This is a genomic window from Enterococcus sp. DIV0240d, assembly GCF_051711245.1.
GTDB classification, from domain to species: domain Bacteria; phylum Bacillota; class Bacilli; order Lactobacillales; family Enterococcaceae; genus Enterococcus_D; species Enterococcus_D casseliflavus.
This window is the reverse complement of sequence record NZ_JBIOMG010000001.1, coordinates 2,391,394-2,417,788: the sequence shown is the minus strand read 5'-3', so window position 1 is coordinate 2,417,788 and position 26,395 is coordinate 2,391,394. Positions and strand designations below refer to the sequence as shown.

Below are 26,395 nucleotides of genomic sequence, written 5' to 3'. Positions count from 1 at the left end.
CAGAAGTGGCTCATTGTCCCATTGCCGATGTTTTTTGTAAAGGATAGATACTATAAGGTTTACTGATAAAGTAGGCGACGGAGCAGACGATCACAAAGAAGGGTAAATTTTGAAAGCCAAAGACTTCTCCACCAATAAAGATCGGTGCAAATAAGGTGCTAGTGGCGCTGCCAAAAACACTGGCATAGCCTAGTGCTGCTACCAGTTCGATAGGCAGTCCGAACAGTGGCGCCAACACGACCCCCAAAGAAGAGCCAATCGCAAACAAAGGGGTGACTTCTCCACCCAAAAAACCAATGCTGATGGTCAATACGGTCAACACCAACTTAAGCAGCCAATCATAAGAATAGATCGGTTGATTCGTGAAACTCGCGCTGATCAAATTTGTTCCTAAGCCTGAATAACGCCCTTGATACAACAAAACAAAAAGCAAGACTAACGCAAATGCGCCAATCCCAATACGCCACAGTGGATTCGGGAAGCGCCGCTTCATGATGCGTTTCATCGTTTCTAAACAGCCCGCAAAGCTACCGCCAACCATACCAAAAATCAATCCAATCACAAGTAATTTCAGAAAAACAGGTATCGTCAAATCGACGGATTGAGGCAACATAAGACTAAATTTTTCTAAGCCTAACCATTGAGAAGTCGTACTAGCAGTGAAAGCAGCCAGCAAAGCAGGTAAGAGGGCATGATGACTGAATTTACCGATGACAAGCACTTCCAATGCAAAGAACGTCGCAGCGATGGGGGTTTCAAATAAACCAGCAAATCCCGCAGCCATCCCAATCATGATCAGGGTGCTGGCGTACTTTTCTAGTCGCAGCCATTTTCCTAAACGATTGGCGATGGTGGCACCTAACTGAACCGCAACTCCTTCTCTGCCGGCGCTTCCTCCAAATAAATGCGTCAGCCAGGTTCCCACCATTACAAAAGGAATCAAACGCAGCGGAATATCTTTTTCTTCTTCCTGCCCGACTAAAAACACTAAGTTCATTCCTTGAGGACTCTGATCGCCATACTTTTGGAAAAGGTAAGTAAAGCAAATACCGATTATTGGTAAGAAGAGAATCAATGGCAAAAAATGACTTTCACGGAAGGCACTTAAGAATAGCAAAATTTTACCAAAGAAAGTGTCAACGGCTCCAGCAAGCACCCCAATCACCAGACTGAGCAAACCTAATGCAGTCAGTTCAAAATACGTTGTTTTTTGTTTCTTCATTTCTATCACGATCCTTTAAAAAATATAGGAATAATGCTCTTGCAACTATGACGAAAGAGTGAAAATAAAAAAATGACTACTACACACTAAAAAAAGTGGTAGAAGTCATTAGCAAAATTGCGGTTTCAGTAAGAACTGAGGGAGACATTCATTCCCTATTAGCATCAATATTATCTGATAAAACCCTCATTTTGTCAATGGATGCTGGTCGCGAAAAGCAATCCATCTAATACTTATCTTTTATACATACTTATGGTAAAATTAATTTCATAAGAACTTATATGTGAATTGAGCGTCGGAAGAGTCAATGGCAAGAAAAGGGATGAAAGGACGATCCTTCTACTGGTTGACCAAGGGAAAAACAGTAGGTAGTGAGGAATCGAAGGGGAAGAAAGAATGATTGCATTTATGACGATCGAAAAATGGCTGCAAAGTGAGCGTTTTTACTATGTGATCCTACCAATTCTCATGGTGGTTGGTCTGATCGCATTATTAGGGTTCCTGATGGTTCTGCTTTATCGAGAAAATCGTAACCCGAAAGTGACGCTATTGCTTGGCGGCATAGTCGTTGCGTGTCTGCTAGGCTTTTTTATTGGTGATCAAGTGTATGGTGAATTCAAAACGTATAATGCGCTGATCACACCGAATATCCGAGACCGCGAAAAAATGTTTTTAGGCTATAAATATTACGAATCTGATACTACAGCAGTTTATCAGCGCATCCAAAGCAATGAAGCGATTGAAACTTTAGGGATCTATCAAGCAGTACCAGTGGAACGGGAGATTGAATTTCTTGGATCTGCTCATAACTCCGTATATTTTAAAATGGGCGCCCAGGTTTACTATGCTCGCTATCAACCGACATTTGTGGAAGAGGAAACAACCGCTAAACTGCAGGGGGTTCAATACCATTTGACTGATCCTTCCTTTGAAACGATCGGCTTCTATTCCGAAACCAACAACTATTTGACGGCAATTACGATTCCAAAGACTCAAGAAACCCTCGAATATCAATCCGTCGATTCTGTGATCCCGCAAGAATTTGGGAAAAGTCAAACCCAATGGGCGTTACCAAATAGGAATGAATAACGATAAAAGAAAACTACCTAAGTCACGAAAGAAAGTTCTCTCAAGAGGGAATCTTCCGTGCGCAGGTAGTTTTTTGTATGCTTAGTCAGATAACATTGCTTTTCCTATGACTGATCAGGTAGTCCTCTTTCTTTTTGCGAGGCAATTTTTTGAAGGCGGCTTCTGCTTGAGTGGCTTCACTGCGAGTGGAAAAGCTTTCCGCATGAATCATTTGCAAAGGTCTGCGACTAGCAGGACGGGTATATTTTGCCCCGATCCCTTTGTTGTGCTCTAATAAGCGGCGACTCAAATCTGTGGTATAGCCACCGTAGAAGGACTGATCGTTGCAACGCAAGACATAAAAATAATGATTCTCAGCAGCCATAGAGCATCGCCTTCACTTCTGGACTATAGGCACCCGTTTCATCATAGGTAATGAGTGGGGAATCAATTTTAAAGCCATCCGCCTTGCCGTCCTTGATTCCTTCAATCAATAAAATATTGGCCTCTTTGCCCGCTTTCGGATAGACGAAGCGGACGCGTTTTGGGGCGATTCGATGGGTGCGCATATGGTCCAAAATATCGAGAAAGCGATCCGGGCGATGAACCATCGCAAACCGTCCATTCATTTTTAACGCTTTACTGGCGGTTTGGATCACTTCATCTAAAGTTGTGGTGATCTCGTGACGGGCGATCGCTAAATAGGGATTCGGATTTTTGATCGCCGTCGGTACATTTTTAAAATAAGGCGGATTGCAGACCAAAAGATCGACGGAATCAGGTTTGATTTTTTGAAAGAGGTTCTTCAAGTCCATAGGGTAGACCGTCAGCTGGTCTTGCAAGTCGTTTAATTCGATACTGCGCTGCGCCATATCCGCTAAGCGTTCCTGCAATTCGACCTGATAAATATGAGCAGTCGTTTTTTTGCTGATAAATAAACCAACTGCGCCATTCCCTGCACAAAGGTCAACGATCACACCTCTTTTTGGCACTCTAGCGTAATTGGCTAATAAGACAGCATCTAATGAAAAAGAAAAAACTTCGGAACTCTGAATGATCTTGATGTCATCGGCATACAATTGGTCGATGCGTTCGTTCGGTTGCAACATGAAGCATACTCCTGTTCTAAATTCATTTCAATGTATTATACTACGATTAAGAATAATGGGAAACGCTAAAAAATGCTTGTCATTTAAACCGTTTTTTTGCATACTTGAATAGGAGAGAAATAGAAAGGAAAATGAGTATGTTTTTTCGCTTTATGCGCGGTGTGGTTCGCGTAGTATTATTTTTGATCAACGGCAATGCTCGTTATCAAAACAAAGAGGTTTTACCTAAAAATGAAAACTACATTTTAGTGGCTCCTCACCGAACCTGGTGGGATCCATTGTACCTAGCAGTGGCTGCTCGGCCAAAGAAATTTAGTTTTATGGCGAAAGAAGAGCTGTTCAAAAACCCGATTTTACGGTTCATTTTGATTCATGCCAATGCTTTTCCAGTCAAACGGGACAAACCAGGACCGAGTGCGGTAAAGACGCCAGTCAAAATCTTGAAGGAAACCGATCTTAGCTTGATCATGTTTCCAAGTGGTACGAGACACGCAACGGCTTTAAAAGGCGGCATGGCGTTGATCGCAAAAATGGCTAAGGTCAAGATCGTTCCCTCTGTTTATCAAGGACCGCTGACATTAAAGGATTTATTTAAACGCAAGCGAGTAACCGTCCGCTTTGGGGAGCCAATCGATATCAGTGACATCAAAAAGATGGACAAAGAGGGCTTGGCGGAAGTGGAACGGCGCATCCAAGGTGCATTTGACACACTGGATCAAGCGATCGATCCTTCATTTGTTTATCAAATCGATGAGTCCAAAAGAGAAGATTAATACCTAAGAAAAGCCGCTGATCCTTTTGTGATCAGCGGCTTTTTTCTAATGATTTAATCCAATAATTCGAAAGCAAATTTGGTCCACGGTTTTAAATATTCCAACAAAGGCAGCTCGTCATTTGAAATGGCGCCGACTTTGTTTTTTCGTGTGTCTTGGTGAGGGGTCAAAACGATCTGCAATTCGTTTTTGTATTGGCCAAAGGTATCATTGCCGATAACGATGTCCCCATAGGCAAAAGGTTCTTGGTTTGTATGAGTGAGGTTTTCGATCGGACGGTATTTCACCCGTGATTGTGTGGAACGAGCGACTAACGCATTACTGTCACCGCGACGAAAATGATTGGTTTCAGCTAATATCCTCCGTTCGATTTCGCTGGCTTCTGCTTCTACGTAAACGCCAAAGGTCAGTTTGTAACGATCGATCGCCGCCAGAGCTTTCAGCTCTGCATCCGACGCGTAAGCATTGCCGATAATCACGGTATCGATCAACCCAGAAGCAAAAAGCAGTTTCCCTTGCAATGCCAATGGTAAATCGCGACAAGATTCTAAGGTCGGTAAGCCATCATTGACTTCCCAAGGGCCAATTTTGGCTGATTGACTAGTGATGAAGGCGGCTGTTTTCAACCCGTATTTTTTAAAACGTTGACTACAGCTGCGGAAAAAAGCATCCGTTAAGCCTGTGCCTCGTTGGGGGTAAAAATTGTGGCAGCCATATAAAAAAGGTTCATTTGCTTGATAAGAAAGGATATTTTCTAAATAGTTCACATCATTACTCATATTCAATTCAATCGCCAAGCCGAATGGATTGAAGGTCAGTTGGGCTTCTTTACTGCCATCAAACCCTTGATCCAAGCGGATACCGTCCGCACCTAATTCTGCAAAGAAGCTTAGATCATCATAAGAGATCGCCAGATCACTAAAAACAGCTGGTGAAATATCTAAAATCGTTTCAAACCCAAGGTTCTTGGCAAAGCCGATAATCGAAGAGAATTTTTTTCTGACGGTCTCTTTGCCTTCACTGACTTCTAGCATACTCATAAATAAGCGCGAGTAACCAAGGGCAGCAGCTTTTTTTAAATAGTCTTGATCCAGTAAAGGATCGCTATGGTCGGGGTAAATCGAAAGGCCAATTTCTCGTTTCAATGGTTTTCCTTCTTTCTAAAAAAATCGTACGAAGCACCTCTTGGCATTGGAAAAAGATGCTGAGTAAGGCTTCTTCTGTTTGTCTTGGTGGGTGCTTCGTCCGACCTTTATAAACAAATTATTGTGCGACTGGTTGATTTTCTTTTTCTAATTCGTTTTTGTCATAGATTTTTACGAATGGGTAATAGATCAGGATCGATAAAAGAATCAAAAGAACATTCAGCACGATGGCACGCCAATCGCCGCCAGTTGCTAAGAAAGCACCAATTGGTCCAGGCAATGTCCAAGGGGCATTGACCGTGACGGCATTGACTAAACCTGCTGAGGTGGCGACCCATGCAATGACACCATTGATTAAAGGCGCAATGATGAATGGTGGGATCAAGATTGGATTCAAGACGATCGGTGTACCGAAAATCAGTGGTTCATTGATGTTGAAAATTGCTGGAATCAAGGCTGTTTTTCCTAGTTTTGAACCGAATTCCGATTTGGTACGAAACGCTAACAAGATAGCCAAACCAATCGTTGAACCAGCCCCACCGATCCAAATGAACCATTGATAAAATGGTTCGGCTGCGATATTGGGAATCATATCTCCTGAAGCAAGTGCAGTTGTATTCCCTTCTAACAACTGCAACCATAATGGTCGAGCCAATGATCCAACGATAGAAGCACCATGGATCCCGAATGACCAGAAGAAGGTCGTCAAGAAGGTGATCAATAGCACACTTGGCAAGGTGTCTGCGGCACTGACTAAAGGATCGACGACTTTTGCCACGATCGTGTGCCAGTCAAAGCCGATATAGTAAGTGATCGCGCCCATTCCTAAAATAATGACTAAGGTAGGGGTCAAGGCTTCGAAAGAGCGAGCGACTGCAGGTGGGACTTGTTCTGGCATCGTGATTTTAAATTTCGATTTGTCCGTTAACCGATAGATTTCAACGGCAAGAATCGAGGTGATGATCGCCACGAACATACCAGCACTCCCTAAGTTGGCCATTGGCAAGACAAAGCCGACCGTTCCAGCAGCATCCAAGGCTTCTGCTGGGATATTGACCGGGGTGAAGGTCAGTAAGAAGGCGGTCGTAGCTAGGATCCCGCCAGAAAGACCATCAAGCTTATAAGAGCGAGAAAGACTGTATCCAATCCCGAATGCCGCATACAAGCTCATAATGTACATCGTCATTCGATAAGGCAATAAGATCGTTGTGGCATTACTAGACAAGAATTGGTAGATGCCCCAACTTTGAGGCAGCGGTGGAAAGGCTAAAATCATAAAGAACGAACTGACGATGATCAATGGCAAGGTTGAGACGATCCCGTCACGAACCGCCCGCAAGTGACGCTGGCTGCCAAGTTTTTCCATCGGTCCTGCCAAATGGCGCTCGATGAATTGAGTGAATTTATCTAACATGGTTTATCCTCCTAAGGTGTTTTACATTTTTGCTTCCCATGGATTCGGAATGATTTTCCCTAAAATCACGCCTTGGGCTGCCCCGGTTGCTGCAGGGGCATTGTTGACACGGCTGTGAAGGGTTTCATTTCCTAATATGGCAAAAGCCACCGCTTCTTTGGCATCGTTCGAACCACCAATGTCATCTTGTGTTCCAACGGCTACTGATTCTGGTAAATAGCCTTGGATCAGCTCAATCAGCAGATGATTGTGGGCACCGCCGCCCGAGAGAATCACTTCTAGATCGTTTGTTCCCAACTGAGGAAAAATGAACCGTTGGTAACTGTCAGCAATGGAAAAAGCGGTGAAATCGGTCAAAGTCCTCACCAAGTCTTCAGGTGCTGCTTCGGGATACTTGGTCAATAACTGCTGCACGAATTGTTTTCCAAAAAGCTCACGCCCAGTGCTTTTCGGCGGTTGCTGAGACAAATAAAAATGAGTTCTTAATTCCTTTTGCAAGGTGGGTATAATTGCTCCCGCACGGGCTGTTTCACCAAACGCATCATAAGGCTGACCGAATAGCTGAACCATTAATTCATCGATGACCATGTTTCCTGGACCTGTATCAAAGGCATACAGCTCGTTTAAGCTGCCACTTTTTGGTAGTACAGTAACATTGCCGATGCCGCCAATGTTTTGCAGCAAACGATTTTTGCTGTCTGATTGATAGAGCAGATAATCTGTGTAAGGAACAAGAGGGGCGCCTTGACCACCAGCAGCCATATCCATCACTCGAAAATCGGCGACGACTTTCGTTTGTAAGCCATAAGCGATAATCGAAGGTTCACCAATTTGCAAGGTGCTGTTTTTCGTTGGATCAGCATCGGGGGAGTGCCAGATCGTTTGTCCGTGGCTGGCAACAAAATCAATGCTTTTTTCTTCAATACCAGCTTTTTGGCAGAGGATTTGACACGCTTTCAAAAATTCATACCCTAATTCAGTATTTAATTGGCAGATGAGGGGAACATTTGATTCCACCGGATCACAAGCGGCTTTTATTCGTTCCTTCAATTCTTCACCAATGGGTAGTGTGACCATTTCCATCAGCTGTACAGCAGTTTCGATGCCGCAGCCATTGATTTTTACTAAAGCAGCGTCGATCCCATCCAAACTGGTTCCTGACATGAGTCCTATTGCAAGCATAGCGTTTCTCCTTTCTTTTAGAATAGTGATGAAAGCGATTGTTGAATTCGATTTCACACTCATTGTAAATGAAGTGTAATTATATTTCAAGATATAAATTTATAATTGAAAAAACATTTCAACATAATGATGTCAGGTGTTCGCTCTTTTTATCAAAAATGGGTGGTAAGTGAAATTTCGCTGGAAGAGAGATGTCTAACGATCAGGGAAAGTGGTATAATAGTTGGAAGGATATTTTTTAAGAAGGTGAAGAAATGCGCTTTATACATACAGCTGATTGGCACATCGGAAAAAAACTACATGGCTATGATCTGTTGGAGGACCAACGAGCAATCATTGATCAAATCATAGCGCTAGCAAGAGCAGAAAAGGTCGATGCCATCGTCATTGCGGGGGACCTTTATGATCGTTCTGTTCCTGCTGTTGATGCAGTCAAATTACTAAATGAAAAAATCGCTGAAATCAATTTAACGAATGAACTGCCATTATTGGCTATCTCAGGAAACCATGATAGTCCAACTCGTTTAGAAACCGGCAGTCAGTGGTTTCAACAAACACGCTTTTACCTGTCCACTAGCATCGAACAAAGTTTGCATCCGGTTGAGTTTGACGATACACAATTCTTTTTACTACCGTATTTCGAACCGATCGAGGCCCGCTTGTTTTTTGACGAACCGTTAACGAAAATTTCAGATAGTGTCCAAAGAGTGATCGAGGAGATGACCAAGAACTTTGACTCGTCCAAAAAGCAAGTGCTAGTGACCCATTTTTTTGTGGCGGGTTCTAGCCAAACAGATTCAGAAACAAAAATTCAAGTTGGCGGATTGGACAGCGTGCCGACCACAGCGTTTGCACCTTTTGATCGAGTCGTTTTGGGGCATTTACATGCCAATACCGCCCTGAAACATCCGAAAATCGGGTACAGTGGCTCTCCGCTGAAATTTTCCCTTTCTGAACGGACGAACCAAAAAGGGGTCTATCTTGTGGATACTGTAAAAGACACCAATGAATTTATTCCCCTGACACCAAAAAGGGATATCCAGCAACTGACAGCCTCCTTTGAGGAGTTGATCGATCCGGTTTTTTACCGTGAGCTGGATCGTGAGGCGTTTTGGCATTTTCTGCTGACGGATCGTGCTGTGATTCCAAATATGATGAATCAGTTGCGAAAGATCTATCCATTTATTTTGTCTGTCGAACGGTTGAATGGTCGAGAACAGACGAAAAAAAGACAGCAAACGACACGAGAAACCGACCCGCAGGCCTTGATCAGTCATTTTTTTCAAGAGATGACGGGAGATTCATTGCTCGATGCACAAACCAAGTGGATCGAACAAGGATTAAATGAAGCATTTGTCGTGGAAAAGAGGGAATAGTCATGCAACCGAAGTCTTTACAAATGAAAAATTTTGGTCCATTCATTGATGAAAAATTGGATTTTAGTCAGCTGCAAGCTGGCGGTTTGTTTTTGATCAGCGGCAAAACAGGTGCAGGAAAAACGACGATTTTCGATGGCATGACGTTTGCCTTGTTCGGTGAAACATCGGGGAATCTGCGCTCAGGCAAAGAAATGCGCTCGATGTTTGCTTCACCAACCGAAGAGACCAGCGTCACCTTTACTTTTGAACATCAGCGTTTTACCTATCAGATCCAACGGAAACCGGAACAGACCTTAGCAAAAAAACGTGGTGACGGGGTCACCAACCAAACGGCAAAAGTCCAGCTGACGATTTTTGACGCCGAGGGCAAAGAGAAAAAGCAGATCAGTAAACGGACAGAAGTTGATGCGTTTATCAAGGATCTACTGCAGCTGGATGCCAAACAGTTTTTTCAAATCATGATGTTGCCGCAAGGAGAATTTCGTAATTTTTTGATTGCCAGCAGCAATGAGAAAGAACGTGTTTTACGGAATTTATTTGGCACGGAAATGTATCAACAATTTAATGAATGGTTGAAAGAGCAAGTCAAAGCACAAAGTAAAAAGCTTGAGCATCAGCAGCTGGTCGCCTCGCAAATCATGGAGCGCTTTGAATGGGAAGAAGCGCAGGAGGTTTTAACGGTTGCGGAAGGTCTGACTTTGTGGGCGCAGGATTTAGAAAAACAACAAGCGCAGCTTCAGCAGTTATTGCACAAAAAAGACCAAGCGATCCAAGAAATGAAAGCTGCGCAAGACGCTTTTTACCGTGCAAAAGAAATTGAAAATGCGCGGATCGAATGGCAAGGTTTACAAGAAAAATCGCGAGAGCTGCATGCTAAAAAAACCGAGATCGCTCAGAAAAAAGCACAGTTGAACCAGTTGGTGTGGGCGCTTGAACATCAAGAAATCATGCAGCAAAAAGAAGAACGAGTGAAAGAAGCACAGCAAGCTGCTCAGCAAATCAACGAAACAAAGCAGCAGCTGCAAGAAATTCAGCAGCAACAAGTAAGCTGGCAAGAACAACGATCGTTGATTGACGGCATCAAGAAAAAACAGGAAGCTGCTAGTCAAAAAGTTCAACGAATCCAGCAGCAGATCCCGCTAGCACAGCGCACACAAGCGCAGCAAGAAGAAGTGGCGCAACTTGAAAAAGCCGCACAACAACAGACCACCGAATTAACGAAGATAAACCAAGCGCAAGCAAGTGCCAAAGCGCAAGCGCAGCATCTGACAGAAGAAATCGAAACATTGCGAGGGTTTCAAACAGAAGCGGTGAAATTGGTAGAAACGCAGGCTCTGGTAGAAAAATGGCAGCAAGCAAAAGCGCAGTTTCGTGAAGCCGAGCAAAAAGCAGGGGAACAGCAACAAATTCATTCGGAGTTGGTTCTTGAACAACAGCAATTAGCAGCATCCTTGCTGGAGCTGCAAAAAACGTTAAAACAAGAAACCAGTCAAAATGCTCGAATGCAAATTGCTCGGCTTCGTCTTTTGCTGGAAGAAAATGAACCCTGTCCGGTTTGCGGATCCTTGGATCATCCGAATACACAGGAGCACACGACCTATCGCATCGAAGACATCATTGCCAGTGAACAAAGAATGGAGCAAACACAAGAAAAATTGACGAAGATCCAGCAGCAAGTATCGGCAAATCAAACGCTGCAGGAGCAAGCCACATTGCGAATCAGCGAATGGCAAGCCACCAGTGTTGCTGCGCAGAAGCAAGTGGAATTCGCTTGGACTACAGTTCAACAGGCATTTGCTACCTTGCAGCCGTTAGAACACCAAGAGGCGATTACCGAGGAAACGACGGTAGCGGAACTAAAAAAACGGCAATCTTTCAATCAACAAAAAGCCGCATCTTATGAAGACACGCAGAAGAAACATCAGGCAGTAAATGAGAAATTAGCAACCTTAAATGAGTCCTATCAGCAAGTCAGTGAGCAAGCGAAAAAAGCCCAAGAAGCGCGCCAGCTTGCGGAGGGGAAATTGGCTTCTTTACAGGAACAACTTGCAGGCGCAACGTATGAACAATTACAAGCCGATTTAGCAAAAACCAATGGTTTACTGAGGGAATATACGCAACAAATTGAGGCTGATGCCCGACAAGAAGCGCAGCTAAACGAACAGCAAGCGATTCTTTCAGAGAAGCTGAAAAATCTGCAGCAATTTTTTGAAGAAAAGCAAGCGGCTAAGACAAAAGCAGAACAACGACTGACGCAGCGACTTCAAGAAGCTGGTATGACGGAGGAAACGATGCGGGAATTGATTGCCCAAGCCGCTCAAACAACCGTTCTCTCAGAAGAAATCAAAACCTATGAGCAAGAAACGGTGTTTGTACAGCAACGGCTAGCATTGTTAGATGCACAGTTAAAAGAGCAAGCTGCGATCGATTTAAACCAATTGGAAGCTGACTACCTTCAGTTGCAGACCGTGATGGAGGAACTACAGCAAGAAACAGTTCGCAAACAGGAGAAAGTCAACGGCAATCAACGGTTGTTTGACGAGCTGCAGGTCATTTATCAGCAAAATGTCGAAGAACTGGCCCAATTAGGCCAACTTCAGCAGTTGGCAGAAACCATCAACGGTGAAAACGTCAAAAAAACCAGCTTGGAACGGTATGTACTGCAGCAATTTCTGACAGAGATCTTAGAAGTCGCCAATGAACGCTTGGCTCGGTTGACTCGTGGCCGCTATCAATTTGAATTAGCGGATAAAGTCGGGAGCTATCGAAGCTCAACAGGTTTAGAAATTGACATATATGACGATAATGCGGGACAGGTCAGAAGAGCTCATACACTTTCAGGCGGCGAAAGCTTTATTGCTGCCTTAGCGTTGGCGATCTCTTTGGCGGATGTGATCCAGCAACGAGCTGGTGGGATCGAGATCGAAGCCCTCTTTATTGATGAGGGCTTTGGATCGCTTGATGAAGAATCATTGGAAATGGCGATGGAAGCATTAGAAATGATCGAAAATGAAGGGCGCATGATTGGGATCATCAGTCATGTTCGAGAACTGCGGGCGAGAATCCTGCAGCAAGTTTTCGTAGAAACTAACGGCAGCGGGCAAAGCCGGATCCGAATAAAAGAATAAGGAGAGGAGGGCTCTTATGAAGTGGAGTATTCCAGAAAAAGTAATTGAGCGTGGCAGAACGTATGTCAACGAAGATCGCGTCTTATCTGTCACACCAGACAAAGAAAAAAATGTGTGGCACGCAGAAGTATTGGGGACAGAATTGTATTTAGTGACCTTAGATGCTACAGCCAAAGAGGTAGATTATTGCCAATGTCCGTACTGGGAAGAGCATCATTATTGCAAACACACGGTGGCAGTCGAACTTTATCTACGCAAACAAGGGAAAACACGAAAAATCAATGAGCAAACCCCCATCAAAAAAGCCTTTTCTGCTTCAGAGATGTTTTCCAACGGCTTTGCCCGCTTAGGGAGCGAAAAAGAAACGAGCCAACCCTTACAGGTTGAATTTCGGATAGATACCATCGCCACCAATCCTTACCATCAAGAAATGGATATCTTAGGGATTTCCCTCAAAGTCGGCCATCGTGGTACCGCACGGACCTATGTCGTTAAAAACATTTATAAATTTTTGCAGATGTACCAAGAAAACAAGCAGTACGCAGCGAATAAGCAGCAGACCTTCTTTCTATCTGCGGATGCCTTTGATGAGAAAAATCGAGCCTTGTTGAATCGATTGGCAGGAATCGCGCAAACGCAACAGTTAATCGGGCAAGCAGGCATTCAGATCAGTGGTAAACTTGACAAAAAGTATTTGCTGCTACCAGTTGAGTTCGGCAAAGAATTGTTGTTACAGTTAAACGAAGTCTATACGCAAATAACCATTGGTGAAACAAAAGTCACTGAAGCCGATTTTCAAATCGGTGAACCTTTGTCGTTTTCAGTCACAAAACAAGAGGATCATTTTCCGCTGGAATTCGTGAAAGATTTTGACCATTTACTTAGCTATTATAATTGGGGTCTGCTGGATGGAACCTTTTATGAACTGACTGTCGAACAAAAGGAAATCTATGTCACGATGCAACAGTTGTTTAAACGATTTGAACAGCCAGTCATCGACTATCCGAAAGAAGAACTAGCGAATCTTTTTATGAAAGTATTGCCTTATTTGCGAAAAATCGGGCGTGTCCAAGTAGCACCTGAAGTTCAAAATGAAATCGAAGAGTCTGAATTGAAAGCCGTCTTTTCGTTACGGAAAATCAAAGGACAAGTCGATTTACAAGTAGACTTCACTTATGGAGAAGTCGTTTTTTCAAGTGATGAAAAACATCACTATATGCCAGAAAATCATCCCGAGATTTTACGTGATTTTCAACAAGAAGCACGAATTGAAGCGATTATTGAAACCTTTGGCTATCAAGCGAGCACTAAAAATTGGCAAAAAAGCTTACCTGCGGGGGAACAACTTTATACCTTTTTTACAAGGGAGATCCCTGTTTTAAGGCAATTAGGTGAAGTCCGTATCGGCAAGAAGCTGCGGGAACTTTACCTTGATGCCCAACACCATCGACCAGAAATCGTTATCGAAGAAAATGGTTCTTGGTTGGATATCAAGTTTGATGTCAGCGGCATTCAAGAGTCAGAGATCAATGAGGTCTTGCGCAGCCTGTTACAGTCTGCACAATTTTATACCACTGAAAATGGGCAAGTCCTTTCATTGGAATCGGAAGAGTTTCAAGAAGCAAGTGCTGCCCTGAAAAAATTGCGTCTTTCACTAGATGCAAAGGATGGGGCGATCCAAGTTCCTTTGAATCAAGGGCTGCTCCTGCAAGAGCAGTTTGCTGATCAAGCCAGCTTTAGCGCCGGTTTTCAGCAAATGACGGAAGACTTGATCCACCCAGAAAACTTTGAGGCGCAGCTGCCAGAAAACTTGCATGCTGAGTTGCGGCAATACCAAGAAGTTGGCTTCCGTTGGTTAAAAATGTTGAGCCACTATCAATTTGGCGGTATCCTTGCCGATGAAATGGGGTTAGGGAAGACCGTTCAGACGATCAGCTATTTACTTTCAGAAAAACAAGAGAAACAAAAATTGAATGCATTGATCGTGGCACCGGCGAGTCTAACATTCAACTGGCAGCAAGAAATCAAACGGTTTGCGCCGACGATTTCTGCGTCTGTCATCAGCGGAACGAAAGAAGAGCGCGAAGGGCAGATGGCGCAGCCAGCGGACGTCCGCATCACTTCTTATGCAAGCTTGCGGCAAGACATTGATGCCTATCAAGCACTAGATCTGACTTGTTTGATTTTAGATGAAGCACAAATGGTCAAAAACAGTGCGACCAAAACGGCACAAGCCTTGCGCTCCTTGGAAGTTCCACAGCGGTTCGCCCTCAGCGGCACACCGATCGAGAACAATTTAGAAGAATTGTGGTCCTTGTTCCAAATGATCATGCCAGGCTTTTTCCCGAACAAGCAAAAATTTAAAGAACTGTCCACGCAAGAAATTGCGAAAATGATCAAACCCTTTATTTTGCGAAGAGACAAAAAATCCGTGCTGCATGATTTACCGCAAAAATTGGAAACAAATTATTACAGTGTTTTAACAGAAGAACAAAAGAAAATCTATTTGGCGTACTTGCGGCAAATGCGGGAAGAAATCGCGCAAATGGATTCTACGTCTTTCCGTAAAAATCGAATCAGTATCTTGGCTGGTTTGACTCGACTGCGGCAAATCTGTTGTGACCCACGATTATTCGTGGAGGACTATGAAGGGTCTTCTGGGAAACTTGAACAGGTCAAAGATTTACTCTTAGCAGCCAAAGAAAATGGCCGTCGTGTCCTACTATTTTCTCAGTTTACTAGCATGCTTTCGATCATTGAAGAAGAGCTAGCACATGAAGGGTTTGAGTCCTTTTATTTGCGAGGCAGCACACCGCCGCAAGATCGTTTGACGATGGTCGATGCCTTCAATAGCGGAGAAAAGGACGTCTTCTTGATCTCGTTAAAAGCAGGAGGAACAGGACTGAATCTGACCGGCGCAGACACCGTGATCTTATACGATTTGTGGTGGAACCCGGCGGTGGAAGAACAAGCCGCTGGACGAGCCCATCGGATCGGTCAAAAAAATGTTGTCGAAGTCTGGCGAATGATTGCTGAAGGAACCATTGAAGAACGAATGGATGCGTTGCAACAAGAAAAACGTGAGCTATTCCAAAAAGTGATCCAAGGCAATGAAACACAGCTTCAACAAATGACGGAAGAAGATATTCGCTTGATTTTGAGTATCGGCGAAGAAAGTTAACCAATCAAAAAGATGGACCTGCCGCAGGAGCGAAGGTCCATCTTTTTTTAGTTATACATGTATGCAGGCACTTGCATCAGTGTGTCAATACTGTCTTGCAGCTGTGAAAAAGCAGTGATCGATGCATCTGGTAAGTCTTCCAATCCACTAGGCGCTTGACGGAGACGATGATTGAACCACAAAGCTTGCCAACCGGCTTTCTTACAGCCAACCACGTCATTATCAAAATTATCACCAACGTACAGTGTGGTTTCCGGATCAAGAGCAAAGGCGGTTTCTGCCAATTGGAAAATTTCTAGTTGCGGCTTTTGATAACCAGTTGCTTGTGAAATGATCATATGCTCTGGTTTGATCCATCGAGTCAGTTGCAACTGATCCAATTTTTTTTGCTGGTGGTCAGTGGGACCATTGGTAATAATTCCTAGTTTGACTGGCAATGTGGACAAATAGTTCAAAGTTGACTCAACTTCAGGATGCAGCGTGATGGCATCTAGTTCTTGTTCATAACACAGCTGAAATTTACAGCTTTCTTCCATTGTAATAGGTAAGTACCCTAAATCCGTTAATGAATGGGTCAGTCGAAAATAACGAAAATGATCTAGCGTCCATTCATTTGCCAATACCCGTCCAAACTGCTCATCACTGTGCACCCGAAATCGTAAGTAAAGAGCAGTTAAATCTTTGTGGGCTATTTGTGGGAAACATGAGGTTACGGCATTACGAAATGGTTGTTGCTGGTCATATAAGGTATCATCGACATCAAAAAGAATACTAGTGATCAAAAAAGACACGCCTTTCAGAGTTAGTGAAAATTTTCAGTTTGTTTTCGAATCAATCATAAGCCATTATTCCTTTAAAAAAAAGAGGGAAATCCCTGTAAAATAAAGGTTTTATTTACTGTTTTTAGAAATCCGCGTCTTTATAGGTTTTCAAAATTATAGTGAATTTTACCCATTTTCACATGTTTCTCATTTTGCATTTCTACTGAGAGTTGCTTATAATGAAAGCTATTGAGGAGGGGGAAATGTGTTAAAAAGGTTTTTTCGTTATTATCGACCGTATCGGTCACTATTTATACTCGACTTTACTTGTGCGGTATTTGCTGGTTTATTGGAACTAGCCTTTCCAGTTGCCGTCAACCAAGTAATCGATAAGATCATGCCCCAGAACAACTTTCGCCTAATACTGTTGGCTTGCTTAGGCTTGTTCTTGTTTTATGTGATCAATACTGTGTTGCAATATATCGTGGTTTTTTATGGTCATAAACTTGGGGTCAATATTGAAACTGATATGCGTCAAGAGTTATTTCGACATCTGCAAACGCAATCTTTTGAGTATTATGATAATCAAAAGACTGGCAAGCTGATCAGTCGTTTGACTACGGATCTCTTTGAGATTTCTGAAGTCGCTCATCATGGGCCGGAGGATGTTTTTATTACCATCATGACTTTGGTCGGTTCATTCCTATTGATGTTAAATATGCATGTTCAATTAGCGGTAGCGACATTTGCGTTGATTCCCTTGATTACGATCGCCTTGGTTTTTTTCAATAAGAAAATGACCAAAGTCAATACACAGATCTATGACAATCTCGGTGAGTTCAACGCCGGAGTGGAAGCATCTGTCAGTGGCATTCGGGTGACGCAATCATTCGCCAATGAAACGTTTGAACATAAACGCTTTGATGGATTAAGTGAGATTTATCGGCAGTCTAAAATCCTTTTTTATAAGGTAATGGCAATCAGTTCAGCGTACAATTATTTCTTGATTCGGTTGATCAACTTGTTTGCTCTGATCTTTGGTGCCTACTACGTGATTCGTGGTGAACTGACGAACGGTCAGTTCGTAGGGTTTATTTTATTGTCAAATGTCTTTGTTAGACCAATCGAGAAGGTCAATACGATGATCGAAAGCTATCCGAAAGGCATCGCTGGCTTCAAACGCTTGACCGAAGAGCTGGATAAAGAACCGACGATCAAAGACAAGCCAGGGGCACGAGCAGTAACTTCCTTAAAGGGAGACATCGTCTACCATGATGTTTCGTTTTCCTATGCGGATGCGACGAAAGTCTTGAATCACATCGACTTGTCGATCAAAGCGGGTGAGACGATCGCCTTCGTTGGGCAAAGCGGTTCAGGGAAAACAACGTTATGCAACTTGTTGCCGCGGTTTTATGAAGTCACGGAAGGCGCCATTACGATTGATGGCATCAATATTCAGGAGATGACCTTGGCATCTTTACGTCAGCAGATTGGTACGGTGCAGCAAGATGTTTTTCTTTTCTCAGGAACGATTCGAGAAAATATTGCTTATGGCAAACTTGATGCAACAGAAGAGGAGATTTTAAAGGCAGTCAAATTGGCACACTTAGAAAAAGTCATTGATCAAATGACGGATGGCTTGGATACGGTTATCGGTGAACGAGGCGTCAAATTATCCGGTGGTCAAAAGCAGCGGGTAGCGATTGCTCGGATGTTCTTGAAAAACCCGCCGATTCTGATTTTAGATGAAGCAACTTCAGCGTTAGATACGGAAACGGAGCAAGTGATCCAAGAATCATTGAATTCTTTGGCAGATGGGCGTACAACCTTGATCATTGCTCATCGCCTCGCAACGATCAAACATGCGACACGAATCATTGTCGTTAGTGAGAAGGGGATCTTAGAAGAAGGAACCCATGAAGAGTTGATGGCGAAAAAAGGGCATTATCGTGCATTGCATGATGCTCAATTCGCTCGTGACCGAGAACCAACCCTCGCTTAGAAGACAGACATGGTAAACGATCAGTTCAAGAATAGTACAGTCTTTTATGCTTTGTCAGTTGACTAAGCAACAAAGTGGCTGGCTTCTTGGGTTGATCGTTTTTTACTGAGTTTTTTGTGAGAAACCCTTTTCATTTATAAGCCGATGTTCATTTCTGCTACTGTTTTATAGCAGATTATGACAGAAATGCTTCTATGATTTTCTGATTAAAAAGGAATGTGATACAATAAAACCAAGAAGAAAGAGAGTGGTTGCGATTACTAGCACAAAAAAATAACATTCATTTTCATTGTAGCACTATTGTTTTTCGGCAAAGGATGGATCGTGAGAAAGTTCTTTTGAAAACGATTGAGCGATTGCCTTGGTTTTTCGCTCATTTTTTGATTACATTTGTAATTGTCGAAGGGAAATTAAAAAACGTTGCCTTCTATTAAAAGAATATTTTAATATTCTGACATCTTTTTGATACACCTTTGACACACTGTTGTATAAAAGAAGTAATATTAAAAAAAAATTTGAGTTTTCTCATTTAAAAATAAACTTTTTGTATGAAACCTTTTGCCTTAAAGGTTTCGCTTTTAATATAACTTTCGAGTTTTATTAAAAAATATGAGATTTAGACTAGATTTTTTTTAGTTAAACCTGTATAATTGAAATCAAGCGAGGGAACAGGACTTGCTTGATTGAAAATTAAAAAGGAGAGATGCACGTTGTTGACACTATACACTTCCCCAAGTTGCACATCTTGTCGCAAAGCTCGTGCGTGGTTACAAGAGCACGAAATCCCTTTTGTTGAAAGAAATATTTTTTCAGAACCGTTAAATATTTCTGAGCTTAAGGCAATTCTACAAATGACAGAAGATGGCACAGAAGAAATTATTTCCACCAGATCCAAAGTATTCCAAAAGTTGAATATGGATCTAGATGACCTGCCCCTAAAAGATTTATTGACACTTGTTCAAGAAAACCCAGGATTATTGCGTCGTCCGATCATGATTGATGAAAAACGATTGCAAGTTGGGTTTAACGAAGATGAAATTCGTCGGTTCTTACCTAGGGATGTTCGCCAACTGGAACTAAGACAAGCGCAATTAATGGCAGGATTATAAATTTGACTTCATCGACTCGCTTTCTCTTTGAAAGTGAGTCTTTTTTTGAGTTTTTACGTTTTTCTTAAGAGGATATTCGTTTTCTCTTTACTTTTTATCAGGTTTCGATACAATGAACCTATAGTGAGTAGCAAAAGTGAGGTGTAGCTAATATGGAAATGGAACATATCAATGAGAACACCATTCGTGTATTGATCAAAAGTGAAGACTTAGCTGCGAGAGGCATCACTTTTCTTGACCTTCTAGGAAATCACAATGAAATTGAAAACTTCTTTTACAGTATTCTTGAAGAGGTTGATATTGACGAAGAATTTAAGGGCAGTGAAGCTGTAACTTTCCAAGTCTTGCCTAAAGGCGATGGGTTAGAATTGTTTATTAGCAAAAATCTTCCACCAGAAGGAATGGAAAATTTTGATGAGATGAACGATGAAGCGAATGAAGACATTACCGACATGTTGAAAAAGCATGTGGCGGCTCAATTACAAGAGTCAGAGCAAGCAGAAGACATCGGCAATCGTTTTGTATTCGAGTTGTTGCGATTCGAAGATATGATTCAATTGGCATCCGAAGTATATTTGGATTCCGTTGCAACCAATCTTTACCAAATGGGTAACCATTATTATATTGAAATTCGATTCATGGATGCAGAGGTTACTGATATTGAAGTGGAAAATGCACTTTCTTATTTGATGGAATTTGCCCAACGGACATCAGTGACGCCAGAGGTTTTATCTGAATATGGTCAGTTGATCATGGAAAACGATGCACTTGAATTGACTCGTTTCTACTTCAAGAATGATTAATGAATGAAATTCATTTCCAGCCAAGAACATGTTGCTAATGTTCTTGGCTTTTTCAATTGTGTTTGATGAAAATGGCGTATCTTTTATTGAGGTGAGTTAGATGCTCAAAGCATTGAACCAAAGAAAAGAAGTCATTGCAGCGAAAGGGAGAAAGAAAGCATCAGGCCCTTTTTATTGCCCAGGGTGTTACCAAGAAGTGACTTTGCGGCAAGGACCAAAACGACAGCCCCATTTTGCCCATCAAGCAACTGCTGATTGTCAGACGTACAGCGAAGGGGAGACGAAGGAACACTTGGAAGCAAAAGAACTATTGTTTGAATGGTTTCAAGATACAGGGATTGAGATCGAAGCCTTTTTGCCTAAACTCCATCAGCGCCCTGACCTTTGTTATAAGAATATCGCCATTGAAATACAGTGTTCTTTCCTCAAGTTTTCACGATTTCTTGAAAGAACCAGCACGTATTTAGCAAACGGCTATCGACCATGGTGGATTTTAGGGGAGAAATTGCATCCGAAACGCCAATGGTCACTTTTGGCCAAAGCCTGCTGTAGCTATCAGGCAACTGGTTTTTGTTTGTGGCTTATTGATACGCATAATCAATCCTTAATGAAGTTAGAACAAATCAACTGGCACTATCAAGAAGGGGTCAGCAGTAAAAAGAGCGATGCACGAAAAGGGGCGCCTTACCATAAAGAAACACTTCGACCTTTGTGCAAAGGACAAAGCTCAAACGACCACCGTCCCCCTGAGTGGCTTGCTGCAAACTATCAGGTGTGGTTGATACGAAAACTGCGAAAGAACCAGCCAAAAATCCGTGAGATCCAAGAAATATTGTATCCGTTAAATGGCAATGTCTCCCAGCTGCCTATGTGGTGCTATTGTGAAAGCAGCTTTGGCATTTTATTTGAGCATCGAATATTGGTTTTTCGCTTTCTTTATTTAAGTGACTGTCCGCTTCGTTTTGATCAATGGGTGGCACGACTGCGGCAGTTGGATTGGCAATGGCAATTCCCGTTACTTGATCAACGGGAAATTTTGCGCGGGCTCTTTCAAGAATGCCAATATTTAGAAAATTCGGTTTCTTTTTAAGCCAATGATTTGGTTTCACTGAAAAGTGTGATAAGATATTTTTAACCAATGAACAAGGAGTGAAGGGAATGTCAGAAACAAAACAATTACCAGCACGTGAATCGATTCCAGTCGAAAAAACGTGGGACTTAACGAAAATCTATGCCGATGATGCGGCTTTTGACATAGAATTTCAAGAAATCCAAGCACAGGTCAAAGAAGCCAGCCGTTACCAAGGAACTTTAGCAGACGGTCCGCAAGCCTTCTTATCCGCTTTAGAATTTGTCTTAGATCTTTCTCGCCGTTTGGAGAAGCTGTATGTTTACAGTCATTTGAAAAACGATCAAGATACCGCTAATACGACTTATCAAGGCTTATATGCGAAAGCCAGCAGTTTAGTTGCGCAAGTAAGTGAAGCCGTTGCTTGGTTTGATCCCGAGTTATTGACGATGTCCGATGAAACGATTTGGGGCTATTTCGATCAAGAACCGAAACTAGCTGTTTATCGTCATATGATCGAAAAAACCATCAACGAGCGTCCACATATCTTGCCAGCGGAGCAAGAAGCGTTATTAGCCGGTGCTGGCGAAATTTTTGGGGCACCCGGCAACATTTTTTCTGTTTTAAACAATGCTGATTTGGATTTTCCAGTAGTTGAAGACGAAAACGGGGAAAAAGTACAGTTATCTCATGGTGTATACGGTGAGTTGATGGAAAGCACGGATCGATCTGTCCGTGAAGCAGCCTTTAAAGGTCTTTATGGTGTCTATGAGCAATTCCGCAATACCTTTGCCCAAACCTTAAGCACCAATATCAAAGCTCATAACTTTAAAGCAAAAGCCCGCAAATTTGATTCGGCACGGCAAGCCGCTTTGAGTGCCAACCATATTCCTGAAAGTGTCTATGATACCTTAGTGGACGTCGTCAATCAGCACCTGCCATTGTTGCATCGTTATATGGCATTAAGAAAACGCCTGTTGGCTGTCGATACGTTGCATATGTATGATGTTTATACGCCAATTTTAGGGGAAGCGCCTATTCGTTATACTTATGAAGAAGCGGTCGAAAAAGCGAAAGAAGCGTTAAAACCATTAGGTGAAGAATACCTTGCAGTGGTTGAAGAAGCCTTCAGCAATCGGTGGATCGATGTCGTTGAAAACAAAGGCAAACGCAGTGGCGCGTATTCTTCTGGTGCCTATGACACGCTGCCATATATCCTGATGAACTGGAATGATCGATTGGATCAACTCTTTACTCTTGTTCATGAAATGGGACACAGTGTGCATAGTTACTTTACACGTAATAACCAGCCTTATGCCTATGGGGATTATTCGATTTTCTTAGCAGAAATCGCTTCGACGACGAACGAAAATATATTAACGGAATACATGCTTCAGACTGAAACAGATCCACGGGTCAAAGCCTATGTCTTGAATCATTTTCTCGATGGCTTCAAAGGAACGATTTTCCGTCAAACGCAATTTGCTGAGTTTGAACACTTCATGCACGTGGAAGATGCGAAAGGAACGCCGTTGACCAGTGAGTTCTTAAGCGAGAACTATGCCGAGTTAAATGCAAAATATTACGGACCTTCTGTTGAAAAAGATCCTGAGATTCGTCTTGAGTGGTCACGCATTCCGCATTTCTATTACAATTACTATGTTTACCAGTATTCAACTGGATTTTCGGCAGCTTCTGCTTTAGCGAAGAAAATCTTAGCAGGTGAACCAGATGCCTTAACAAACTATTTGAACTATTTGAAAGCTGGACGCAGTGATTATCCAATCGAAGTCATGAAAAAAGCGGGCGTCGATATGACAAAAGCAGATTATATTGAAGACGCGATGAAAGTATTTGAGCAACGCTTGAATGAATTGGAAGAACTCGTCAAAGAAATTGAAGCATAATTGAAAAGCGAACCAATCCGTAAAGGATTGGTTTGTTTTTTTGTTTGTCCACAATAAAAAACGCTGCGCAGCGAGCCAAACACAAGATCATCGTTTGGCTCGCTGCGCAGCGTCGCTATTGAATAGGGTTTCATAAAAGAATCAACCCGCGATCAATTTCATGAATAGTGGAAAGTTTTGGTGCTTTCAAAGACTGAGCTTTTTGCAAAAATGTATCGAGTTCTGTTGCTGTACCACAGACGAGCGGAAGACTTCTCAGTTCCTCTGAACCTTCTAAAAGGACCCCATATTCTTCTTCACTTGAAAAATCATACACCACAGCAGAGGGTGTGATCGTGATACCCATATCTTTGGCTACACGCTGATCGGTGGCAAAGTTCTTTTTCACTAGCTCAGAGGATCGATCTTCTAGGAACATCTCTAAATCACCATTCGTTTCAGAAAATAATTCTTTCACTAAGGCATCGCTATATTCTTGTCTTTCGATCCCTATCCGTTGTTGCAGTTTCAACAAGAAATCCCGAGCAATTTTTTTTCCTTGCAACTGAGCTGCCTTATAGTCCAGTGATGCAGCATAGATTTGGTTGGTCTGTTCATTTCGCAAGACCAAATCCGCCTTATTCATGGACAAATAGTCCATTGAGACACCTACGGAAAACAAGTTAACGAAAGGTAGAATCTGCAAATGGATTTTTTTGCGGCTGGTGTTTAATTTATTGAGAATCTCTTTTTCGATATCATAACAAATAGGCCCAATCGGATTAATAAATAAAAACAGTTCGATCATTTGAATCTCTCCCCAATTAAGATTCTTTTGTACCTTGAAAAACAAAATAAGTATGTTTTATTAAATATAGCAAAAAAACGCGAAAAAAGTAAGCAAAAGGACAGCTTACTATGATTTTTCTTCAACGGCTCGGATGATCTTGTTTTTCGCTGGTCGGTAAGGAACGTCAAAGAAACGTAACAAGGAGTGAAAGGCATCTTTCCCTTTAATCGGCTCGTTGACTTCTAACTCCAACTCATAATCATGCTGTTGACCATACCAGCTTTCATCTAACGCGAGCAATCCTTCTTCAATCGGAAATTCCGCCCGTTTCGTTTTTAATGCTGCGATCATACGTAACGTGTCAGGCTCGATACCTGCCGCTCTTAGGCGCTGAGCAACGATACCCGTAGGTAGAATTTTTTCTGAAGCAATCAATGAAGCTGCGGACGTTTTCGTTAAAGGATCAGTCGTCTCTAATAACCCGTGCTCAATGGGGGTTTTTAGCGTTAATTCCGCATTGGTAGCAGTCGTGCGAATACGCAAGCCAAAGTGCTTTTCCCGCAGCTTATGATCTACCGTATCAAAATAGTAATTGGTTTGTATCTTAAATGCTTCTTCTGACAAATTGTAATAAGCAAGCAGCTGGTGGTATTCTTTTTCCGTCAACATCGTCTTGTATTCGATCTCTACTTGTTCGCCCATCGTTTCTCACTCTCTTTCTATTGCAACCATAGTGTACGCTGTTTCAGCTATTCCGTCAAAGAAACCAAACAAAGAAAAGCAGAGATGTTGGGGGAGAGACAAAAAATCTTTTGTTTCTGCTCTTCTGTTCATTCAGTTTTATTCCAAGAGTATGGTAGAATAAGAGGTATGTTATGAACAGAATCGAGGGAGAAGAATGATTCGAGATTGGGAAGAATTCTTAGCGCCTTATGAACAGGCGGTTTCAGAATTAAAAGTAAAATTAAGAGACATACGAAAACAATATCGGGAACAAAACAAGCATGTTCCCATTGAATTTGTCACTGGGCGGGTCAAGCCAGTGGATAGCATTTTAACGAAAAGTAAATTACGTGGGATTGCTTTGGATCGGCTTGAAGAAGAGATGTCTGATATCGCTGGCTTGCGAATCATGTGTCAATTTGTGGAAGACATTCACCAAGTCGTTGAACTCTTACGAACACGCAAAGACATGAAAGTGATCATTGAACGGGACTATATCACCAATAAAAAAGCCAGTGGCTACCGTTCGTATCATCTAGTGATCGAATATCCCGTTCAACTGATCGACGGGGAAAAAATTATTTTAGCTGAGATTCAAATCCGGACACTAGCGATGAATTTTTGGGCAACGATCGAACATTCACTAAACTACAAATACCAAGGGGAATTTCCCGCTGAAATCAGTGAACGACTGCGTCGGTCGGCAGAAGCCGCCTATCAGCTAGATGAAGAAATGTCCAATATCCGTGAAGAGATCCAAGAGGCACAACGGTTATTTTCACATGGGAAAGGCAAGCGAGGCGGACATGATCAGAACCCGTTGCCAAAGGGGGAAACGGAATGAAAGGTATCCGCGTGGCAATCGTCCATAATCAAGAAAGCAAGTCGGTAGAAGTGACAAAGCGTTTAACTACGCTTTTAGAACAATCTGAAAATAAGATCGATCAAGACAATCCTGAATTAGTGATTTCTGTTGGGGGAGATGGCACGCTCCTTTCTGCTTTTCACTTGTACAATCATAAGTTGGACCAAGTACAGTTTTTAGGCGTCCATACGGGTCATCTCGGCTTTTACACGGACTGGCGAGATTATGAATTGGAAGAACTAGTCGAGTCATTATGCAATGACCATCAAAAAAGCGTCAGCTATCCGTTATTAGATGTCCGTATCACGTATGCGAATGGAAAATCAGACAAGCATTTCCTAGCATTAAATGAATCAACGATCAAGCGCGGCAATCGAACGATGGTTGCCGATATTTCTATTAAAGAAGACCTCTTTGAAAAGTTTCGCGGCGATGGCTTATCGATCTCAACGCCCACCGGCTCCACTGCTTATAACAAGAGTGTTGGTGGGGCAGTCTTGCACCCAAGTATCAATGCCTTTCAATTGGCAGAGATTGCTTCGTTGAACAATCGTGTCTTTCGGACCCTTGGTTCGCCGATCGTCGTGGGTCACCATGAATGGGTCAAAGTACAACTGCAGCAAAGTACCGACTATTTAGTGACGATCGATCAGTTTACCATCGAACAAGAAGAAATCGATGCTATCTATTACCGGATTGCCGATGAACGGATTCATTTTGCGTCTTATCGGCATATGCATTTTTGGAATCGGGTCAAAGATTCCTTTATTGGAGAAGAATAAACCC

Annotated in this window: 21 protein-coding genes and 1 riboswitch; of the genes, 12 read left to right on the top strand and 9 right to left on the bottom strand. The window is 42.5% G+C overall.

Features of this window, described 5'->3' with window-relative positions; genetic code table 11:
- Positions 1-10: 10 nt before the first annotated feature.
- Positions 11-1,222, bottom strand: a complete 1,212-nt coding sequence (locus tag IGJ25_RS11410) for a chloride channel protein (protein WP_225001039.1) — start codon at positions 1,220-1,222, stop codon at positions 11-13.
- A 92-nt stretch (positions 1,223-1,314) separates the two neighbouring features.
- A riboswitch (Fluoride riboswitch) is annotated at positions 1,315-1,387 on the bottom strand.
- 231 nt (positions 1,388-1,618) lie between these two features.
- On the opposite strand from IGJ25_RS11410, the gene IGJ25_RS11405 reads away from it, so the two are divergent.
- Positions 1,619-2,311 carry a hypothetical protein gene (locus IGJ25_RS11405; RefSeq protein WP_225001038.1) on the top strand — a complete coding sequence of 231 codons (693 nt, stop codon included), beginning with the start codon at positions 1,619-1,621 and terminating at the stop codon, positions 2,309-2,311.
- Positions 2,312-2,396: 85 nt separating this feature from the next.
- Here the strand turns inward: IGJ25_RS11405 and IGJ25_RS11400 are convergent, their stop codons facing one another.
- Together IGJ25_RS11400 and IGJ25_RS11395 are read right to left on the bottom strand one after the other, a co-directional pair.
- A complete protein-coding gene (locus tag IGJ25_RS11400) occupies positions 2,397-2,675 on the bottom strand; it encodes a GIY-YIG nuclease family protein (RefSeq protein ID WP_123834404.1) in 279 nt (92 codons plus the stop codon).
- Positions 2,665-3,399, bottom strand: a complete 735-nt coding sequence (locus IGJ25_RS11395; RefSeq protein WP_010749414.1) for a tRNA1(Val) (adenine(37)-N6)-methyltransferase — start codon at positions 3,397-3,399, stop codon at positions 2,665-2,667. Before IGJ25_RS11395 ends, IGJ25_RS11400 begins: the two co-directional genes overlap by 11 nt.
- A 137-nt stretch (positions 3,400-3,536) precedes the next feature.
- Between IGJ25_RS11395 and IGJ25_RS11390 the strand changes: the two genes are divergently transcribed.
- Complete coding sequence (locus IGJ25_RS11390; protein WP_005229679.1) at positions 3,537-4,172, top strand: lysophospholipid acyltransferase family protein; 636 nt, start codon at positions 3,537-3,539, stop codon at positions 4,170-4,172.
- 53 nt (positions 4,173-4,225) lie between these two features.
- On the opposite strand, the gene IGJ25_RS11385 is transcribed toward IGJ25_RS11390, so the two are convergent.
- The 3 genes from IGJ25_RS11385 to anmK all read right to left on the bottom strand — a co-directional run bounded on the left by IGJ25_RS11385 (position 4,226) and on the right by anmK (position 7,913).
- Complete coding sequence (locus IGJ25_RS11385) at positions 4,226-5,317, bottom strand: DUF871 domain-containing protein (protein ID WP_249850255.1); 1,092 nt, start codon at positions 5,315-5,317, stop codon at positions 4,226-4,228.
- Between the two features lie 118 nt (positions 5,318-5,435).
- Positions 5,436-6,731, bottom strand: a complete 1,296-nt coding sequence (locus tag IGJ25_RS11380; RefSeq protein WP_005229683.1) for a PTS sugar transporter subunit IIC — start codon at positions 6,729-6,731, stop codon at positions 5,436-5,438.
- Positions 6,732-6,752: 21 nt separating this feature from the next.
- Positions 6,753-7,913: an anhydro-N-acetylmuramic acid kinase AnmK gene (gene anmK, locus IGJ25_RS11375; protein WP_231472605.1), complete on the bottom strand. Its 1,161-nt coding sequence runs from the start codon at positions 7,911-7,913 to the stop codon at positions 6,753-6,755.
- 254 nt (positions 7,914-8,167) lie between these two features.
- On the opposite strand from anmK, the gene IGJ25_RS11370 reads away from it, so the two are divergent.
- The 3 genes from IGJ25_RS11370 to IGJ25_RS11360 are packed head-to-tail and all read left to right on the top strand — an operon-like array spanning position 8,168 to position 15,601.
- Positions 8,168-9,289: an exonuclease SbcCD subunit D gene (locus tag IGJ25_RS11370; protein ID WP_225001035.1), complete on the top strand. Its 1,122-nt coding sequence runs from the start codon at positions 8,168-8,170 to the stop codon at positions 9,287-9,289.
- Positions 9,290-9,291: 2 nt separating this feature from the next.
- The gene (locus tag IGJ25_RS11365) at positions 9,292-12,420 is read left to right on the top strand and encodes an AAA family ATPase (protein WP_225001034.1); all 3,129 of its coding nucleotides are present in this window, start codon (positions 9,292-9,294) and stop codon (positions 12,418-12,420) included.
- Positions 12,421-12,436: 16 nt separating this feature from the next.
- Positions 12,437-15,601 carry a DEAD/DEAH box helicase gene (locus tag IGJ25_RS11360; protein WP_225001033.1) on the top strand — a complete coding sequence of 1,055 codons (3,165 nt, stop codon included), beginning with the start codon at positions 12,437-12,439 and terminating at the stop codon, positions 15,599-15,601.
- Between the two features lie 47 nt (positions 15,602-15,648).
- Here IGJ25_RS11360 and IGJ25_RS11355 read toward each other — a convergent pair whose 3' ends face one another.
- Positions 15,649-16,383 carry an HAD family hydrolase gene (locus IGJ25_RS11355; RefSeq protein WP_159160947.1) on the bottom strand — a complete coding sequence of 245 codons (735 nt, stop codon included), beginning with the start codon at positions 16,381-16,383 and terminating at the stop codon, positions 15,649-15,651.
- Between the two features lie 244 nt (positions 16,384-16,627).
- On the opposite strand from IGJ25_RS11355, the gene IGJ25_RS11350 reads away from it, so the two are divergent.
- From IGJ25_RS11350 to pepF, 5 genes are all read left to right on the top strand, one after another.
- The gene (locus tag IGJ25_RS11350; RefSeq protein ID WP_225001032.1) at positions 16,628-18,364 is read left to right on the top strand and encodes an ABC transporter ATP-binding protein; all 1,737 of its coding nucleotides are present in this window, start codon (positions 16,628-16,630) and stop codon (positions 18,362-18,364) included.
- Between the two features lie 710 nt (positions 18,365-19,074).
- Positions 19,075-19,473 (top strand): transcriptional regulator SpxA, encoded by a 399-nt coding sequence (gene spxA / locus IGJ25_RS11345; protein ID WP_003127030.1) that lies wholly within the window; start codon positions 19,075-19,077, stop codon positions 19,471-19,473.
- A gap of 152 nt (positions 19,474-19,625) precedes the next feature.
- A complete protein-coding gene (locus IGJ25_RS11340; RefSeq protein ID WP_005229698.1) occupies positions 19,626-20,276 on the top strand; it encodes an adaptor protein MecA in 651 nt (216 codons plus the stop codon).
- Between the two features lie 100 nt (positions 20,277-20,376).
- Positions 20,377-21,366, top strand: a complete 990-nt coding sequence (locus IGJ25_RS11335) for a competence protein CoiA (protein ID WP_225001031.1) — start codon at positions 20,377-20,379, stop codon at positions 21,364-21,366.
- 68 nt (positions 21,367-21,434) lie between these two features.
- Positions 21,435-23,252 (top strand): oligoendopeptidase F, encoded by a 1,818-nt coding sequence (gene pepF, locus IGJ25_RS11330; protein ID WP_225001030.1) that lies wholly within the window; start codon positions 21,435-21,437, stop codon positions 23,250-23,252.
- A 130-nt stretch (positions 23,253-23,382) separates the two neighbouring features.
- Here the strand turns inward: pepF and IGJ25_RS11325 are convergent, their stop codons facing one another.
- Both IGJ25_RS11325 and IGJ25_RS11320 read right to left on the bottom strand, forming a co-directional pair.
- On the bottom strand, positions 23,383-24,039 hold the full coding sequence (locus IGJ25_RS11325; protein ID WP_074932949.1) for a ClpXP adapter SpxH family protein: 657 nt from the start codon (positions 24,037-24,039) through the stop codon (positions 23,383-23,385).
- Positions 24,040-24,147: 108 nt separating this feature from the next.
- Positions 24,148-24,723: a CYTH domain-containing protein gene (locus tag IGJ25_RS11320; RefSeq protein ID WP_156235818.1), complete on the bottom strand. Its 576-nt coding sequence runs from the start codon at positions 24,721-24,723 to the stop codon at positions 24,148-24,150.
- Positions 24,724-24,919: 196 nt separating this feature from the next.
- Between IGJ25_RS11320 and IGJ25_RS11315 the strand changes: the two genes are divergently transcribed.
- Both IGJ25_RS11315 and IGJ25_RS11310 read left to right on the top strand, forming a co-directional pair.
- Entirely contained in the window at positions 24,920-25,588 is a 669-nt protein-coding gene (locus IGJ25_RS11315) for a GTP pyrophosphokinase (RefSeq protein ID WP_225001029.1), read from the top strand.
- Between the two features lie 5 nt (positions 25,589-25,593).
- Positions 25,594-26,391: an NAD kinase gene (locus IGJ25_RS11310; RefSeq protein ID WP_026008090.1), complete on the top strand. Its 798-nt coding sequence runs from the start codon at positions 25,594-25,596 to the stop codon at positions 26,389-26,391.
- Positions 26,392-26,395: the final 4 nt, after the last annotated feature.

Bases quoted from the DNA above. Each gene is read 5' to 3' on its own strand.
- IGJ25_RS11315 (WP_225001029.1), top strand. From the start codon at position 24,920: ATGATTCGAGATTGGGAAGAATTCTTAGCGCCTTATGAACAGGCGGTT.
- IGJ25_RS11335 (WP_225001031.1), top strand. From the start codon at position 20,377: ATGCTCAAAGCATTGAACCAAAGAAAAGAAGTCATTGCAGCGAAAGGG.
- IGJ25_RS11325 (WP_074932949.1), bottom strand. From the start codon at position 24,039: ATGATCGAACTGTTTTTATTTATTAATCCGATTGGGCCTATTTGTTAT.
- IGJ25_RS11410 (WP_225001039.1), bottom strand. From the start codon at position 1,222: ATGAAGAAACAAAAAACAACGTATTTTGAACTGACTGCATTAGGTTTG.
- IGJ25_RS11360 (WP_225001033.1), top strand. From the start codon at position 12,437: ATGAAGTGGAGTATTCCAGAAAAAGTAATTGAGCGTGGCAGAACGTAT.
- anmK (WP_231472605.1), bottom strand. From the start codon at position 7,913: ATGCTTGCAATAGGACTCATGTCAGGAACCAGTTTGGATGGGATCGAC.
- IGJ25_RS11395 (WP_010749414.1), bottom strand. From the start codon at position 3,399: ATGTTGCAACCGAACGAACGCATCGACCAATTGTATGCCGATGACATC.
- IGJ25_RS11405 (WP_225001038.1), top strand. From the start codon at position 1,619: ATGATTGCATTTATGACGATCGAAAAATGGCTGCAAAGTGAGCGTTTT.
- pepF (WP_225001030.1), top strand. From the start codon at position 21,435: ATGTCAGAAACAAAACAATTACCAGCACGTGAATCGATTCCAGTCGAA.
- IGJ25_RS11400 (WP_123834404.1), bottom strand. From the start codon at position 2,675: ATGGCTGCTGAGAATCATTATTTTTATGTCTTGCGTTGCAACGATCAG.
- IGJ25_RS11320 (WP_156235818.1), bottom strand. From the start codon at position 24,723: ATGGGCGAACAAGTAGAGATCGAATACAAGACGATGTTGACGGAAAAA.
- IGJ25_RS11370 (WP_225001035.1), top strand. From the start codon at position 8,168: ATGCGCTTTATACATACAGCTGATTGGCACATCGGAAAAAAACTACAT.
- IGJ25_RS11365 (WP_225001034.1), top strand. From the start codon at position 9,292: ATGCAACCGAAGTCTTTACAAATGAAAAATTTTGGTCCATTCATTGAT.
- IGJ25_RS11340 (WP_005229698.1), top strand. From the start codon at position 19,626: ATGGAAATGGAACATATCAATGAGAACACCATTCGTGTATTGATCAAA.
- IGJ25_RS11380 (WP_005229683.1), bottom strand. From the start codon at position 6,731: ATGTTAGATAAATTCACTCAATTCATCGAGCGCCATTTGGCAGGACCG.
- IGJ25_RS11390 (WP_005229679.1), top strand. From the start codon at position 3,537: ATGTTTTTTCGCTTTATGCGCGGTGTGGTTCGCGTAGTATTATTTTTG.